The organism is Actinomadura verrucosospora (assembly GCF_039540335.1).
GTDB lineage: Bacteria > Actinomycetota > Actinomycetes > Streptosporangiales > Streptosporangiaceae > Spirillospora > Spirillospora verrucosospora.
Genome location: NZ_BAABEV010000006.1, coordinates 191,923 through 206,725 on the forward strand (window position 1 = coordinate 191,923; position 14,803 = coordinate 206,725).

The window sequence follows — 14,803 nt, forward strand, 5'->3', positions numbered from 1 at the left end:
GTTGCGGTCTCTGATTCTGTTCAGGTGTACTGCCGGTTGCCGCCTTTGAAGCTCTTCGGATGCGCCGTTAGATTTTCCTTCCCTCTCGGAGATACCCAGGTCGGACGCCATTCCACCTTGTCATTGGTGAGGTTTGGTCAGCGTAGGGAGGCGGCCAGGGCCAGGAGGTCCGCTTGTTCGCCGCGGGGGCTGATGAGGAGGTCGGTGACGCCTGCTTCGGCGAAGCGGCGCAGTTCGCGGGTGATCGTTCTCTCGTCTCCGGCGATGACCGTCTCGTGGACGCCGGACAGGCCCTGACGGTCGAGGACCGCGCGGTAGGCGGGGAAGTCCGACACGGCGCCCAGCTGGTCGGCCAGGTCGCGGCGGACGGCGTCCGGGTCATCGGTGAGGGCCACTATGGTGCCCGCCAGTACGCGTGGCGCGGGGCGTCCTGCGGCCTCGGCGGCCTTGGTGATGGACGGGACGATGTGGTCGGCGATCGCGTCGGCGCCCACCCAGGTCGTCACGGTGCCGTCGGCCAGTTCGCCCGCGATGCGCAGCATGGCCGGACCAAGGGCTGACACCAGCACGGGCGGCGGGGTCACGCCGGGTGCGTCCAGTGTGCCTACCGCGGTCAGCGTCTCGCCGCGGTAGTCGACTTCCTCGCCGCGCAGCAGAGGGCGCAGGGCCGACAGGTACTCGCGGACGTGTCGCGCCGGGCGTTCGTAGGCGATGCCGTGCGATCCTTCGATGACCTGCGGGTGGCTCGGGCCGATGCCGAGAGTGAAGCGACCGCCCGTCATGGCCTGTGCGGTGAGCGCCTGGCTGGCCAGCGCGAGGGGGTGGCGCGGGTAGGTCGGGACGATCGCCGTGCCCACCTCGATGCCGGGGACCTCGCGGCCGGCGAGCGCGGCGGTCATGAGCGCGTCCCAGGAGCCCGCGTGCCCGAAGAAGACGCTGTCGAGCCCGGTGTCCCGGGCCAGGCGGGCCTGCGTCACCAGGTCGTCCAAGGGGGCCAGTCCGGCGATGGTGAACAGTCCGATGCGCATGAGCCGCTCCAAGGTGAATCGGATCTTCCGGTTCTGGTTGTGCAGGATAACCTGAATCTTCTGTTCCGGTTACCTCGGGAGGAGGACGATGCGGGCCGACGCCAAGCGCAACCGCGAGCGGATCGTCTCCTGTGCCCTCGACCTGTTCGCCGAGCGGGGGCCCGGCGTCAGCATGGAGGAGATCGCGCGGGCGGCGGGCCTCGGCGTGGGGACCCTCTACCGGCATTTCCCCGACCGGCGAGCACTGGTCGAGGAGATCGCGACCAGTTCGCTCCGGTGCCTGGGGGCGGAGATCCGGCGGCTTCGCGGTCAGGAGCTTCCGCGCTGGGAGGCGCTGACCCGGGTCGTCGCCTTCTGCGCCGGTCAGCCGTTCGCACTCGTGAAGGCCGTCGCGGACGGTGATTCGCCGCCGGAGGAGCGGCTTGCCCTGCAGGACGAGGTCGACGGCCTCCTCCGGGACCTCATGCGAGAGGTGCAGGAGGAAGGCGCGATGCGCGATGACATCAGCCCGGTGGAGGCCGTCGAGATCCTCAGCACCGCCGTCTGCCGTCCTGGAGCCCGGGAGGACGACGCCGTCACCCGCGTGATGCTGGACGGGCTCCGGGCGAAGGCGCCGGGCCGATGACGGACCGGGTTTGCACGGTGCTCCGAATGATCTGATATGTCAGGCGGGGCGCGGCCGGTCGGCAGTTGGGCACCAATTCGATCTCATTTCCCCGTGAAAACTCTGGCGGTGTTTTCCCCGTATCGCGCGCTCGGGCCGGTGGATCTTATGGCCGGAGGCGGACGTCGTCCGCCCGGTGCGCGCGGGCTTCGCGCGAGTAGCGTGTTTCGCAGGCTTCTATGAGTCCCTCGGTCAAGTGGCTTGCGGGGTGCGGGTGGCTATGGGGAGTAAAGAAGATCAAGAAGTGCGGCGGAAGGTTCTCGCGGAACTCCAGGAGGAGCTCCGGCAGAAGCCGCTGACAATCGGCGTGGTCGGTGTTTCCGGGGTCGGGAAATCCACTCTGGTGAACACCCTGTGCAACACCGAGCTGCCGACGAGCCCCACCGTGGCCTGTACGAGGGAATTCGAGAGCCAGGACGTCAGCATCACCGTGCGGGGCGGGATCGTCGACGGCCACCGGACGAAACTGAGGGTCGTTGACGCGCCGGGGCTCGGGGAGAGCGTGGAGCAGGACCCCGGCTACCTGGAGATGTACCGGAGCGAGCTTCCGAAGTGCGACGTCGTGCTCTGGCTCAGCGCCGCCCGGAACCGGGCGATCGCCCTGGAGCAGCAGTACATCGCGGAACTCCTCGGAGTGAACGACCGCATCGTCTTCGGTCTCAGCCAGGTCGACCTGATCGACCCCCTCGACTGGAACACCGAGGTGAACCTCCCTTCCGGCGAGCAGCTGAAGAACATGCGGGAGATCTGTCGCGACAGGGCGGACCGTTTCTCGCGGACGATCGGGGCGCCCGTCGAGTTCGTGCCCGTCTCCGCCGGCAGGCGGTACAACCTCCAGCCGCTCTTCTCGGCTCTTCTGGAAAAGGTTCCCGACGAGCGCGCCTGGATATTCTCGGGCGTCAAGGCGTTCACCGCGGGGGACTGGGTTCCGGAGAAGTACCGGGGAAAGGTCATGAGGGGTGCGGACGGGGTCGGAACTTCCAGGAAGGGGGCGGGGCTGCTGAAGTTCCTCCGCGGTGAGTGACGGGGCGAGACTTCGGCAGTTTTTCTCTGGTGCGGTGGTGGCGGAGGCTCTCCGATGGAGATCCGTCGCTGACGGAGTTGCAAGGGGTGAACAATGGCGGGCTCCGAAGAGAACATGATCCGCAATGAGCTGGATCGCTACAGCGCGAGCGAGCAGCTGGAGATCGCGCGCACGCGGTCCTCGCTCGAGGAATGGGCCAGGAGGATCAAGATGCTCAAGGACATCGCGATGTCGGTCGCGGACATCGTGAAGGTGGCCAAAGAGCTGCTGGACTGGTGGAACAACCGGAGGTGACGGGGTACTCCACCACCGTCTCCTGACGCCCCCGGCGGACGTCCCGGTTGCGGCGCTCATGCCAGGCTGTGATCTCGCAGCCTGGCATGGCGGTTCTCCAGGCGACGACGGCGAACCGGACGTGTCACGGCGGGCCGGCCAGGTCGGGTCCGTAGGAGTCCAGGTCGGGCACGACACCGAGCCAGGCGCGTACCTCCGCCGCCAGTCCGGTGTCCGCGATGAGGCCGACGATGGGTGCGAGGCCGGTCAGTGCTCGCTGCATGTCGATGAGCCGATGCGTGTCGCGGTACTCGTCGGTTTGGGCCAGGGCCCGCAACATGGCGCCGATGTCCTCGCCGGGGCGGGCGAAGTCGTCCTCGGTCAGCGGGATCGAGCGGAGATGCGCGGCGCGGTCGACCGCCTCCTGGCGGCTCATCGTGAAACCGCCGAGGACCCGCCGGGCGATGCCGTCCGGCCGGAGGACCTCCGGCAGATCCGCGATCTCGTCGCCGGCCTCCAGGGCCGCCAGCGACAGCCAGACGAGGTCCTCGACGGCGTGCGCCAGCGGGAACCCCTGTTCCAGTGCCCACTCGATGAGCGAGGCGGCGAGTTCCATATCGGCGGCCGGTCTCTGGAGCGGCCATCCCGCGCGCTGCCAGCGGACGTCCCGCACCCCTGCCTCGACCAGGCTCAGCCACCAGTGGAACGGGCTGATGTTCGATGGCTGGTTGTCCAGCAGCCACTGCTTGCGCAGAGGCGGATCGATATCGAGAAGGCGGTAGAACACGAAGTCGGTCATGTCGCCAGCCGATCTTCCTGGGGGCCGCAGCGTGTGAGGCCCCATGCATTATCCCCACGAATCGGATCCCTCGGCAGACCGTCGGGGGTTCGGGCGTTCCCTAGTCCGTGCCGTCGCGGTCCTCTCATACGGCGGGATGGTCGTTTCGGGGGTGATGATCGGGTAAGTGGGAGGCGACGTGCCATGCGGAGGGGGGCTGCGGCGGCATGCTCGCGCTGGTTCTCGCTTATGCCGTCGTCGCGGTCGCCGTGCCCTGGGCGCTCGGGCGTCGCCGGCGTGTGATGGCGTGCGCCGCGGCGGTGCTGCCGGCGGTGACGGCCGGGTGGGCCGCGGCGCGGGTCGGGAGGGGCGCGCTCACGGCGAGGCTGGACTGGGCGCCGGAGCTCGGGCTGGTGTTCGACTTCCGGCTGGACGCGCTGTCCATCGTGATGCTGCTGCTGATCGGCGGGGTGGGGGCCGTCGTCCTGTGCTACGCGGGCTGGTACTTCGACCGTCCCGAGAGGCTGATGATCGGGACGCTGGTCGCGTTCGCCGGGGCGATGACGGGCCTGGTGCTGGCCGACAACCTGCTCGTCCTGTACGTGTTCTGGGAGCTGACCACGGTCAGTTCGTTCGTGCTCATCGGCGCGACCCGGCCGGAGCGGGCGGAGGACCGGCGGGCGGCCGCGCAGGCGCTGCTGACGACCACCGCGTTCGGGCTGGTCATGCTCGCCGGGTTCGTGCTGCTCGGACAGACCGCCGGGACGTACCGGATCTCGGCGATGGCCGCCGATCCGCCGAGCGGTTCCCTGGCGACGGCCGGGCTGGTGCTGGTGCTGCTCGGGGCGTTCGCCAAGTCGGCGCAGGTGCCGTTGCACGCGTGGCTGCCCGCCGCGATGGTGGCGCCCACTCCGGTCAGCGCCTACCTGCACGCCGCGGCCATGGTGAAGGCCGGCGTCTACCTGGTGGCGCGGCTGACGCCCGCGTTCGCCGGCGCCGGGGTGTGGCGTCCGCTGGTGGTCGGGGTCGGGCTGCTGAGCCTGCTGACGGGCGGGGTCCTCGCGCTGCGGCAGCATGATCTGAAGCGGCTGCTCGCCTACGGGACGGTGAGCCAGCTCGGTCTGCTGATGGTCCTGCTGGGGGACGGGACGCGGACGGCCGCGCTGGCGGGTACGGCACTGCTGCTGGCCCACGGCCTGTTCAAGGCGCCGCTGTTCCTCACGGTCGGGACGGTCGAGCACGAGACGGGGACGCGGCGCGCCGATCGGCTCTCGGGGGCCTGGCGGCGGCTGCCGGTGCTGGCGGTCGCGGCCACGGCGGCCACGGCGTCGATGATCGGGCTGCCGCCCTTCCTCGGCTTCGTGGCCAAAGAGGCCGCTCTGGAGGCCTTCGCTCATGGCGGCGTGGACATCGCCGTCCTCATCGGGGTCGTGGCGGGATCTGCGCTGACCGTGGCCTACGGCTTGCGGTTCCTGTTCGGTGCGTTCGGCGGGCGGGCCGAGGTCACGCCTGGAGGGCACTGGGGTCTGGTCGGGCCCGTCGTGGTCCTCGCTGTGGCCGGGTTCGCCCTGGGCGTTGCTCCTGGCGCGATGCAGAAGCTCGCCGGACCCTACGCGGACACGCTGCCCGGGGACGGCGAGTACGAGCTCGCCCTGTGGCACGGGCTCGGATCGGCGCTGTGGCTTTCCGTGGCCGCGCTCGTGGCGGGTACCGCGGTGTTCGTCTTCTTCGGACGGACGTTCCCCGTCAGGCGGCCGCGGTGGCGGTTCCTGGACGCGCAGCGCGGCTACGACGGGACGGTGGAGGGGATCCTCGCCGGGGCGCACGGGGTCACCGCGCGCGTGCAGATCGGTTCGCTGCCCTTCTACCTCGGGGTGATCGGGGCGATGGCGCTGGTGGTGCCCGGCTCGGCGCTGATGGCGGCTCTGGTCCGGGGGACGGGGCCGGACGTTCCGTGGGACCGGCTGCGGGCGTGGGACGACCCGGCGCAGGTCGTCCTCGCCGTGGTCGTGATCGGCTGCGCGCTCGCGGCGCTGCGGGCCCGCCGGAGGCTGACGGCCGCGCTGCTGCTCGCCGGGACGGGCTACGGGGTCGGCGGGCTGTTCGTGGTGCAGGGCGGTCCCGATCTCGCGCTGACGCTCTTCGTCGTGGAGACCCTCTCGCTGATCATGCTGGTGCTGGTGCTGCGGCGGCTGCCCGTCCGGTACCCGCCGAGGCGCCGCACGGGGTCGGCCAGGGCGGTCGCCGGGGCGGTCAGCGTGGGCCTGGGCGGATTCGTCGCGCTTTTCCTGGTGGTAGCGGCGCTGAGCCGGGACACCCACCCGGTCGGGCCCGGATACGCCCGGCTCGCGAGCGAGACGGGGGCCAAGAACATCGTGAACGCGATCCTCGTCGAGATGCGGGCGCTCGACACGCTCGGCGAGATCGCGGTGCTGGGCGTCGCGGCGATGGGCGTCGTCGGGCTGGTGACCAGCGGGCGGCGGCTGCCGAGCCCGTCCGGCGGCGAGCGCGGCCCGGGGGAGGCGGGGAGCCGCTGGCTGGCGACGCCGGGGCGGCCGCCGCTGGGCGGATCCTCGGTGGTGCTGGAGGCGGCGGCGCGGCTCCTCGGCCCGACGATCCTGGTGTTCTCCCTCTACCTCCTCGTCGCGGGGCACGGCTCCCCGGGAGGCGGGTTCGTGGGCGGGCTCGTGGCGGGCATGGCGTTCGTGCTGCGCTACCTTCCGGGCGGCCGGCGGGAGCTGGCGACCGCGCTGCCGGTGCGGCCGAGCGTCCTGATCGGCGGCGGCCTCGGGCTCGCGGTCGCCACGGGCGCGGCCGGCTGGACGGCGGGCGGTTTCCCGCACGGCGAGTTCCTCCAGGGCGAGGTCTGGCACGCGTCACCGCCCGTCCTCGGCGAGGTCGAGGTGCCGACCAGCCTGTTCTTCGACATCGGCGTGTACCTGGTGGTCCTCGGGCTGGTGCTGACGATCCTCACCACGCTCGGGGCGAGCCTGGAGGACGAGCCGGACGGGGAGGAGGCGTGACCGGGCCCGCGCTCGTCCTCGTGCTGACCGTCGCCGTGCTGTTCGCGGCCGGGTTCGACCTGCTGATGCAGCGGTCCCTGATCCGCGTCGTGGTCGGGTTCATGCTGCTCGGGCACGGGGCCAACCTCGTCCTGCTGCTGGCGGGCGGGGCCGCGGGCGCGCCGCCGCTGCTCGGCGGGAAGCGGGAGGGGGCGATGGCCGACCCGCTGCCGCAGGCCATGGCGCTCACCGCCATCGTGATCACGTTCGGCGTCACGGCGTTCCTGCTGGCGCTGGCCTACCGGAGCCGGCGGCTGCTCGGCGAGGACGAGGTGCAGGACGACGTCGAGGACCGCCGGATCTGCGCCGAGCGCCGCCGCGCGTCGTGGGACGCCCCGCCGGAGCGGCACGACCCGCTGGAGGAGGACGAGTGAACGTCCTGCTCCCCCTGCCGTTCGCGCTGCCGCTGCTGGGCGCGGCGCTCGCGATGATCAGCCGTCGCCGCCGGTCCTGGCTGCGGGTCCTCGCGCCGCTCGTCGGGGCGGGGGCCGTGGCGGCCTCCGTGGCGGTGCTGGTCGCCGTGGCCCGGGACGGCGTCGTCGCCGTCCAGGTCGGGGGATGGGCCGCCCCGCTCGGGATCACGCTCGTCGCCGACCGGCTGTCGGCGCTGCTGCTCGTGGTGGCCGGCACCGTGCTGCTGGCCATCATGCTGCACGCGGTGGCGGAGGGCGCGGGCGCGCTGGAGCGCCGGAGCGAGCCGGGGGTGTTCCATCCCGCGTACCTGGCGCTGACCGGCGGCGTCGGCCTGGTGTTCCTCGCCGGTGACCTGTTCAACCTGTTCGTCGCGTTCGAGGTGATGCTCGCGTCGAGCTACGTGCTGATGACCCTCCAGCCGACGGCCGAGCGCCTCCGGGCGGGCATGACCTACACGGTCGTCAGCCTCACGTCCTCGATCATGTTCCTCACCGCGCTCGGCCTGACCTACGCGGCGGCCGGGACGGTGAACCTCGCCGACCTGTCCGAGCGCGTCCCGGCGCTCCCGGCGGGCACCCGCACGGCGCTCGGGCTGCTGTTCCTCGTGGTGTTCGGCATCAAGGGCGCGATCGTGCCGATGCACCTGTGGCTGCCCGACGCCTACCCGGCCGCCCTCACCAAGGTCACCGCCGTGTTCGCCGCGCTGCTGACCAAGGCCGCGGTGTACGCGCTCATCCGCGTCGAGACGCTGGTGTTCCCCCGCGAGCACGGGTCGTGGGTGATGCTCGTCCTCGCCGCCGGGACGATGGTCGTGGGCACCCTCGGCGCGCTGGCGAACGAGGACATCCACCGGGTGTTCTCGTTCACCCTCGTCGGCCACATCGGCTACATGCTCTTCGGCCTGGCGCTGTTCAGCGTCGCCGGGCTCACCGGGGCGATCCTCTACCTCGTCCACCACATCGTCGTGCAGGCGACGCTGTTCCTCGTCAGCGACCTCATCCAGGCCCGCACGGGGGAGACGTCGCTGCACCGGCTCGGCGGCCTCGCCCGGCTGTCGGCGCTCATCGCGGTGCTGTTCTTCATCCCCGCGATGAGCGTGAGCGGGGTGCCGCCGACGTCCGGTTTCGTCGCGAAGCTCGCGCTGTTCCAGGCGGGGCTCGGGTCGGGGCGTCCGCTGGCGTACGCCGTCACGGGCGTCGCGGTGCTCGCGAGCCTGCTCACGCTCATGGCGATGGCGCGGATCTGGGTGCTCGGGTTCTGGCGCCCCCGCCCGGAGGAGGCGGGCGAGCCGCCGGCCGCCGAGCCCTACACGCGGGGCGGGGTGCGGGTCATGCAGGCCGTGACCGCCGTGATGGTCGCCGGGGGCCTGCTCATCGCCCTGTTCGCCGGGCCGCTGTCGGCGTGGAGCGCGCGGGCCGCGGCCGACCTGGTGGATCCGTCGGCCTACCGGCGGGCCGTGCTGGACGGGAGGACGCCGTGAGGAGCACGCTCCGCAGGATCGGGGCCCGACTGGGCATGGCGGCGTGGCTGCTCGCGGTCTGGGTGCTGCTGTGGGGGCGGGTCGACGCCCTCGTCGTCGCGGGCGGCGTCGTCGCCGTGGTCATCGCCTACGCGGTGAGCCGGCTGCCCGCCGTCCCGCTCGTCAACAGGATCCGGCCGCTGCGCCTCGCCGAGGCCGCCGCGGAACTCGCGTGGGACCTGTTCGCGTCGAGCGTGGTCATCGGCTGGCACGCGCTGCGCGCACCGCGCCGGGTCAGGGGCGCCGTCATCGAGGTGAGCGCCCGGACGCGTTCGGAGCTCGTCCTGCTCGTGGTCACGACGAGCATCTCGCTGCGTCCCGGCACCCTGCTCGTCGACCTCGACTGGGACCGGTCGATCCTGCGCATCCACGGCATGCCGGTCCGGGACCGCCGGGAGGCCGACGCCGCGCGCGAGGACGTGCTGCGCACGGAGCGCAGGCTGATGCGGGCCCTCGTGACCCCCGAGGACACAGCGAAGAGAGAGGAACAGGGATGACCGTCGTCTACACCGTCACCATGACCCTGCTGGGCGCGGCGATCCTGATGACCGCCGCGCGGCTCGTCCGCGGCCCGACCTCCTTCGACCGGATCATGGCCGTGGACGTCCTGGCGGTCCTGCTGGTCAGCGGCATCGCGGTGCACTCGGCCGTCCGGGGCGAGCCCGCGCTGTCGACGATCCTGGTGGCCGTCGTGCTGCTCGGGTTCGTCGGGTCGGTCACCGCCGCCCGCCTCGCGGCGCGGCGGGAGGAGGGCCGGTGACCGCCGGCGACGTCGTCACCGCCGTCCTGCTTCCCGCGGGCGCCGCGTTCTGCGCGGTGGGCGCGCTCGGCGTGCTGCGGTTCCCCGACCTGCTCACCCGGCTGCACGCCGCGACCAAGCCGCAGACGATCGGGCTCGTGCTCGTCCTCGCGGGCGCCGCGCCCCAGGCGGGCTCCGTCGCGGCCGCCGCCCCGCTGCTGCTGGTCGCGGTCTTCCAGCTGATCACCGCGCCCGTCGCGGCCCAGACGATCGGCGCCGCCGCCTACCGCGCCGGCGTCCTCGACCGGTCCGTCCTCACCATCGACGAGACCGGCCGCGAGCCCTGACCGCGCTCACTCCTCGGTGGCGGGGCTGCCGCCGGCGACGACCTCGGCGAGCAGGTCCTCCTCGGTGGCGCCGCGCCGCCAGTAGCCGGTGAAGGTGACGGCGCGGCGATCCAGGCCGCGCTCGTTCACCAGGTGCCGCCGCAGCGCCTTGACCACGGCGGACTCGCCCGCGATCCACGCGTAGGCGCCGTCCGGGACCGCCGCCGCGCGCACGGCGTCGAGCAGGCCGCCGGGGGAGACCCAGGAGATCCGCGCCTCGGAGGCGGTCGGCAGGTCCTGCCGGTCGCCGGGATCCGGGACGTCGATCCAGACCTGCGCGGGCGTCCCGGCGGGCAGCCAGGCGAGGTTGCCGGCGATGGCGGGCAGCGCGGTCAGGTCGCCCGCCATGACGACGGGGGCGCCGGGCGGCGGCCGGAAGTCGTAGCCGCCGTTGTCGGGGCCGGTCGGGCCGAGGACGGTGACGCGGTCGCCGGGGCCCGCCGCCGCGGCCCAGCGGGCGGCCGGGCCGGACGCGCCGTCCATGTGCAGCGCGAAGTCGACGTCCAGCTCGCCGGGGCGCTTGTCGCGGACGGTGTAGGACCGCATGATGCCGCGCACGGCCGGGTCGAGCGCCCGCCAGTCGGCGAACCACGTGTCGCCGCCGCTGTCGCGCGGCATCACGGGGGCGTCCTGGTGGGGGTGCGGAAGGAAGATCTTGAACCGCTGGTCGCGCCCGCCGGTGACGAAGCCGTCCACGGACGCGCCGCCGAAGGTGATGCGGGCCATGGACGGGCCGAGCCGCTCGGACCGCAGCACGTGCAGGTCGAAGAAGGCGTACGGGTGCGCCGGGGTCTTCGGCATCGCGGCCTCAGCCCGTCTTCTTCGCCGACCGGAGGGACGCGGCGAGCGCTTCGAGGATCGGCGCGCAGCCCTCGTAGGAGAAGCGGGGCTCGGGCTGCCACGCGATGACCTGGTTCGCCTTCACGGCGGGCAGGTCCTTCCACGACGGCTTCGACCCGAGGTCCTTGGGCTGGAGCGCCTGCGTGCGGGAGTCGAGCATGATGACGTCCGCCGTGTACTTGTCGGCGTTCTCCCAGCTCAGCTCCTCGAAGTAGCCGTCCTTGCCCGGCTTCTCCGGGACGATCAGGTCGACGCCGAGCTCCTTGAAGTAGATGAGGTCGGTGTTCTTCCCCGGGCTGGAGGCGTAGAAGAGGTCGGGGCTCGCGGACGCCGCCAGCACCTTCAGCCCCGGCTTCGCCTTGGCCGCCGCGCGCAACGCCTCGGCGGCCTTGTCGAACCTGGCCTTGGCGGCGGTCACCTTCGCCGACTTCGGGTCGGCGCCGAGCGCGGCGGCGAGGGCGGCGGTGCGCTCGATCGGCTTCGGCAGCGCGACGGCGCCGGTGGAGATGGCGACCGAGTCCGCCAGCGCGAAGATCTTGTCCTTGCTCTCGGCCGGGACGTAGAACAGGTCGCCCGGCACGAACATGTTGTCGACGAGGAGCTCGGGGCGCAGCGCCGCGTACTTCTCGATGTTGAACTCGCCGTAGGCGTTGCCGATGATCTCCAGGCGGTCGACGGGCAGGTTCCCGGCCTGGGGGTCGGGCCTGCCGTCCTTGAGCTTCGTCGGGCCGAACACGCCGACGATCTGGCGGTCCACGCCGAAGTCGTAGAGGGCGGCGGCGGTGCCGACGTAGCCGACGACGCGCTGCGGGCGCGCCTTGAGCCGCACGCGGGTGCCGCGGTCGTCGGTGAACGTCCAGGCGCCGCCGCCCGGCGAGGCCGTGCCGCTCGCGTCGTCACCGCCTCCGCACGCGCTGACGAGCGCCCCGAGGGCGAGGGCGCCGCCCGCGCCGAGCAGGCCGCGGCGGGTGAGGTGCTGTGCCCCGATGTTCGACATCTCCGACGTTCTCCCAAATCAAGTTGCATGGCCGGATGGTCGGCCGATGGGAGCTTAGGTTAACCTAACCTAAGATCTTGTCCAGAGTGGGGACCGTCACGTGGTCCCCGGCCGTCCCCCGGAGCCCCCCACGTGTTGACGACGAAGTCGCCGCCGGTCACACCGCCCGCGGAGCCGGCGGCAGCCCGGCGACCGCAGGGCGCGCGATGGGCCGCCGGACTCGTCGGCGCGCTGCTCCTCCTCGCCGCCGTCGTGCTGAGCCTCGGCGTCGGAGCGAAGCCGCTGCCGCCCGGACAGGTGTGGGACGGGCTGTTCCACGCTGATTCGGCGGCGTACACGCTCGTCCACGAGATGCGCCTGCCGCGCACCCTGCTCGGGCTCCTCGCGGGGACGGCGCTCGGTCTCGCCGGCGCGGTGATGCAGTCGCTCACCCGCAACCCGCTCGCCGACCCCGGCCTTCTCGGCATCAACGCGGGCGCCGCCGCCGCGGTCGTGTCGGCCATCTCCTTCCTCGGCGTCACCTCGTTCACCGGGTTCGTGTGGTTCGCGTTCGCCGGAGCGGGCGCCGTCGCGGTGCTGCTCTACGCGGTCGGGGGCGGGCGCGCCGCCACCCCGGCCCGGCTCGCCCTCGCGGGCTCCGCGCTGAACGCCGCCCTCTTCTCGTACGTGAGCGCGGTGCAGCTGCTCGACACCGCGTCCCTCGACCGGATGCGCTTCTGGACGGTCGGGTCGCTCGCCTCCGCGCAGGGCTACACCGTCGTCCGCGTCGCGCCGTTCGTCCTGGTCGGGCTGGTCGCCGCGCTGCTGCTGGCGCGCCCGCTGAACGCGATGGCGATGGGCGAGGACGCCGCCCGCGCGCTCGGCGCCGACCCGGGACGCGTCCGGATCACCGCGATCGTCACCGTCACCCTGCTGTGCGGCGCGGCGACGGCGGCGTGCGGGCCGATCATCTTCGTGGGGCTGATGGTGCCGCACCTCGTCAGCGCCCTGACCGGGCCCGACCTGCGCCGGCTGATCCCGTTCTGCGCGGTCCTGTCGCCCGCCCTGATGCTCGCGGCGGACGTCTTCGGGCGCGTCGTGGTGCGCCCGTCCGAACTCCAGGTCGGCGTGGTGATGGTCGTGGCCGGCGGGCCGGTCTTCCTGTACTTCGTCCGCCGGGCCGGGAGGTCGCGCTCATGAGCAGGGGGCCGCGTTTCGCCGTCGTCCGGACGCCCGCGGTGTCGTTCCGGTTCCGGCCGCGCGCTCTCGCCGTCGCGGCGCTCTGCCTCGCCGTCGCGCTCGGGACGGGCGTGCTCCTCATCGGCAGCGGCGACTTCCCGATCAGCCCCGCCGACGTCGTGCGGACCCTGGCGGGCCGGGGATCGCCCGCCGACTCGGTCATCGTGAACGAGATCCGGCTGCCGCGCGTGGCGGCCGGGCTCGCGGTCGGCGCCGCGCTCGGGCTGGCGGGCGCGATCTTCCAGTCGCTGGTCCGTAACCCCCTCGGCAGCCCCGACATCCTCGGCTTCAGCCAGGGCGCCGCGACCGGCGTGCTCGCCGTGATCGTGCTGACCGGCGCCGGCAGCGTCGCGGTCGCGGCCGGCGCGGCCGGCGGGGGCCTGCTCACCGGCCTGGTCGTGTACCTGGTGGCCGGACGGCACGGCGCGCACGGGCAGCGGCTCATCCTCGTCGGCATCGGCGTCGCCGCGATCCTCACCGGCGTCAACGGCTACCTGATCACCCAGGCGAAGATCACCGACGCGGCCCGCGCCGTGCTGTGGCTGACCGGCAGCCTGGACGGCCGCGACTGGGCGGACGCCGCGCCGGTCATCGCGGCGCTCGCCGTGCTCGGCCCGCTCGTCCTCGCCGGCTGCGGGCGGGCGCTGCGGATGCTGGAGATGGGCGACGACGCGGCGCACGGGCTCGGCGTGCCCATCGAGCGGGTCCGGGTGCTGCTGCTGGCCGCGGCCGTGCTGCTGACGGCGCTCGCCGCGGCGGCGGCCGGGCCGGTGTCGTTCGTCGCGCTGACCGCACCGCAGCTCGCCCGCCGCCTCACCCGGACGGCGGGCCCCAACCTGCTGCCGGCGGCGTGCATGGGCGCGGCGCTGATGGCGGCCGCCGACTGGGCGGCGCAGCGCGGCTTCCCCGGCCACCAGCTCCCGGTCGGCGTGGTGACCGGGCTGCTCGGCGGCGGGTACCTGGTCTGGCTCCTCGTGACCGAACGCAAGACGGGACGGATGTGATGAAGGACGCGACCGCGCGGCTCGCCGGCGCCGGGCTCACCCTGGCCTACGACAAGCGCACCATCGCCGAGGACCTCGACGTGGCGGTCCCCGAGGGCTCGTTCACGGTGATCGTGGGACCGAACGCGTGCGGCAAGTCGACGCTGCTGCGCGCGCTGGCGCGGATCCTCAGGCCCTCCGCCGGGACGGTCGTGCTGGACGGCCGCCCCATCGCCGACTGGCCCGCCAAGAAGCTCGCGCGCACGCTCGGGCTGCTGCCGCAGTCGTCCATCGCGCCGGAGGGGATCACGGTCGCCGACCTGGTCTCGCGCGGCCGGTACCCGCACCAGAGCCTGCTGCGGCAGTGGTCCAGGGAGGACGAGCGGGTCGTCGCCGAGTCGATGGCCGCGACCGGCGTCGGGGACCTCGCCGACCGGCATGTGGACGAGCTGTCGGGCGGACAGCGGCAGCGGGTCTGGATCGCCATGGTGCTCGCCCAGCAGACGCCGCTGCTGCTGCTGGACGAGCCGACGACCTACCTGGACATCGCGCACCAGATCGAGGTGCTCGACCTGTGCGCGCGGCTGCACGAGGAGGGCCGGACGGTCGTCGCCGTCCTGCATGATCTCAATCACGCCGCCCGCTACGCCACGCACATGATCGCGATGCGGGACGGCCGGATCGCGGCGGAGGGCGACCCGTCCGCCGTCGTCACCGCCGACCTGGTGGAGCAGGTCTTCCGGCTGCCGTGCCGGGTGATCGACTGCCCGGAGACCGGGACCCCGCTGGTCGTCCCGGCGGCCCGCGCCCGCATCGCCGCCCCGCGCTAGCGCCCGCCGCCCGGCGGGGGCACGCCCGGAATCGTTGTAGCCTTCTAA

The 14,803-nt window shown here is 72.9% G+C and carries 16 protein-coding genes; 12 read left to right on the forward strand and 4 right to left on the reverse strand.

Features of this window, described 5'->3' with window-relative positions; genetic code table 11:
• Positions 1 to 137 precede the first annotated feature (137 nt).
• Positions 138 to 1,028: an LLM class F420-dependent oxidoreductase gene (locus ABD944_RS09700; RefSeq protein WP_345174528.1), complete on the reverse strand. Its 891-nt coding sequence runs from the start codon at positions 1,026 to 1,028 to the stop codon at positions 138 to 140.
• Positions 1,029 to 1,116: 88 nt separating this feature from the next.
• Here ABD944_RS09700 and ABD944_RS09705 point away from each other — a divergent pair, with 88 nt between their 5' ends.
• From ABD944_RS09705 to ABD944_RS09715, 3 genes are all read left to right on the forward strand, one after another.
• Positions 1,117 to 1,653: a TetR/AcrR family transcriptional regulator gene (locus tag ABD944_RS09705; protein ID WP_345174530.1), complete on the forward strand. Its 537-nt coding sequence runs from the start codon at positions 1,117 to 1,119 to the stop codon at positions 1,651 to 1,653.
• 283 nt (positions 1,654 to 1,936) lie between these two features.
• Entirely contained in the window at positions 1,937 to 2,716 is a 780-nt protein-coding gene (locus ABD944_RS09710; RefSeq protein ID WP_345174532.1) for a GTPase family protein, read from the forward strand.
• Positions 2,717 to 2,809: 93 nt separating this feature from the next.
• Positions 2,810 to 3,010: a hypothetical protein gene (locus ABD944_RS09715; protein WP_345174533.1), complete on the forward strand. Its 201-nt coding sequence runs from the start codon at positions 2,810 to 2,812 to the stop codon at positions 3,008 to 3,010.
• A 124-nt stretch (positions 3,011 to 3,134) separates the two neighbouring features.
• Here ABD944_RS09715 and ABD944_RS09720 read toward each other — a convergent pair whose 3' ends face one another.
• A complete protein-coding gene (locus tag ABD944_RS09720; RefSeq protein WP_345174534.1) occupies positions 3,135 to 3,788 on the reverse strand; it encodes a hypothetical protein in 654 nt (217 codons plus the stop codon).
• 206 nt (positions 3,789 to 3,994) lie between these two features.
• On the opposite strand from ABD944_RS09720, the gene mbhE reads away from it, so the two are divergent.
• From mbhE to mnhG, 6 genes are read left to right on the forward strand one after another with little or no spacing between them, the layout of a single operon-like run.
• On the forward strand, positions 3,995 to 6,790 hold the full coding sequence (mbhE, locus tag ABD944_RS09725; RefSeq protein WP_345174535.1) for a hydrogen gas-evolving membrane-bound hydrogenase subunit E: 2,796 nt from the start codon (positions 3,995 to 3,997) through the stop codon (positions 6,788 to 6,790).
• Positions 6,787 to 7,203, forward strand: coding sequence for a Na(+)/H(+) antiporter subunit C (locus tag ABD944_RS09730; RefSeq protein ID WP_345174538.1), 417 nt, complete (start codon positions 6,787 to 6,789; stop codon positions 7,201 to 7,203). Before mbhE ends, ABD944_RS09730 begins: the two co-directional genes overlap by 4 nt.
• Positions 7,200 to 8,723, forward strand: coding sequence for a Na+/H+ antiporter subunit D (locus tag ABD944_RS09735; RefSeq protein WP_345174540.1), 1,524 nt, complete (start codon positions 7,200 to 7,202; stop codon positions 8,721 to 8,723). Before ABD944_RS09730 ends, ABD944_RS09735 begins: the two co-directional genes overlap by 4 nt.
• A complete protein-coding gene (locus ABD944_RS09740; RefSeq protein ID WP_345174542.1) occupies positions 8,720 to 9,259 on the forward strand; it encodes a Na+/H+ antiporter subunit E in 540 nt (179 codons plus the stop codon). Before ABD944_RS09735 ends, ABD944_RS09740 begins: the two co-directional genes overlap by 4 nt.
• Entirely contained in the window at positions 9,256 to 9,522 is a 267-nt protein-coding gene (locus tag ABD944_RS09745; protein ID WP_345174543.1) for an MrpF/PhaF family protein, read from the forward strand. Before ABD944_RS09740 ends, ABD944_RS09745 begins: the two co-directional genes overlap by 4 nt.
• Entirely contained in the window at positions 9,519 to 9,848 is a 330-nt protein-coding gene (gene mnhG, locus ABD944_RS09750; RefSeq protein WP_345174544.1) for a monovalent cation/H(+) antiporter subunit G, read from the forward strand. The genes ABD944_RS09745 and mnhG overlap by 4 nt, the downstream gene beginning before the upstream one ends.
• Before the next feature lie 6 nt (positions 9,849 to 9,854).
• Here the strand turns inward: mnhG and ABD944_RS09755 are convergent, their stop codons facing one another.
• On the reverse strand, positions 9,855 to 10,688 hold the full coding sequence (locus ABD944_RS09755; RefSeq protein ID WP_345174546.1) for a siderophore-interacting protein: 834 nt from the start codon (positions 10,686 to 10,688) through the stop codon (positions 9,855 to 9,857).
• Between the two features lie 7 nt (positions 10,689 to 10,695).
• A complete protein-coding gene (locus ABD944_RS09760) occupies positions 10,696 to 11,724 on the reverse strand; it encodes an ABC transporter substrate-binding protein (protein WP_345174548.1) in 1,029 nt (342 codons plus the stop codon).
• 132 nt (positions 11,725 to 11,856) lie between these two features.
• Between ABD944_RS09760 and ABD944_RS09765 the strand changes: the two genes are divergently transcribed.
• From ABD944_RS09765 to ABD944_RS09775, 3 genes are read left to right on the forward strand one after another with little or no spacing between them, the layout of a single operon-like run.
• Positions 11,857 to 12,903: a FecCD family ABC transporter permease gene (locus ABD944_RS09765; RefSeq protein WP_345174550.1), complete on the forward strand. Its 1,047-nt coding sequence runs from the start codon at positions 11,857 to 11,859 to the stop codon at positions 12,901 to 12,903.
• Positions 12,900 to 13,946, forward strand: a complete 1,047-nt coding sequence (locus tag ABD944_RS09770) for a FecCD family ABC transporter permease (RefSeq protein WP_345174552.1) — start codon at positions 12,900 to 12,902, stop codon at positions 13,944 to 13,946. Before ABD944_RS09765 ends, ABD944_RS09770 begins: the two co-directional genes overlap by 4 nt.
• On the forward strand, positions 13,946 to 14,755 hold the full coding sequence (locus tag ABD944_RS09775) for an ABC transporter ATP-binding protein (protein ID WP_345174554.1): 810 nt from the start codon (positions 13,946 to 13,948) through the stop codon (positions 14,753 to 14,755). Before ABD944_RS09770 ends, ABD944_RS09775 begins: the two co-directional genes overlap by 1 nt.
• Positions 14,756 to 14,803: the final 48 nt, after the last annotated feature.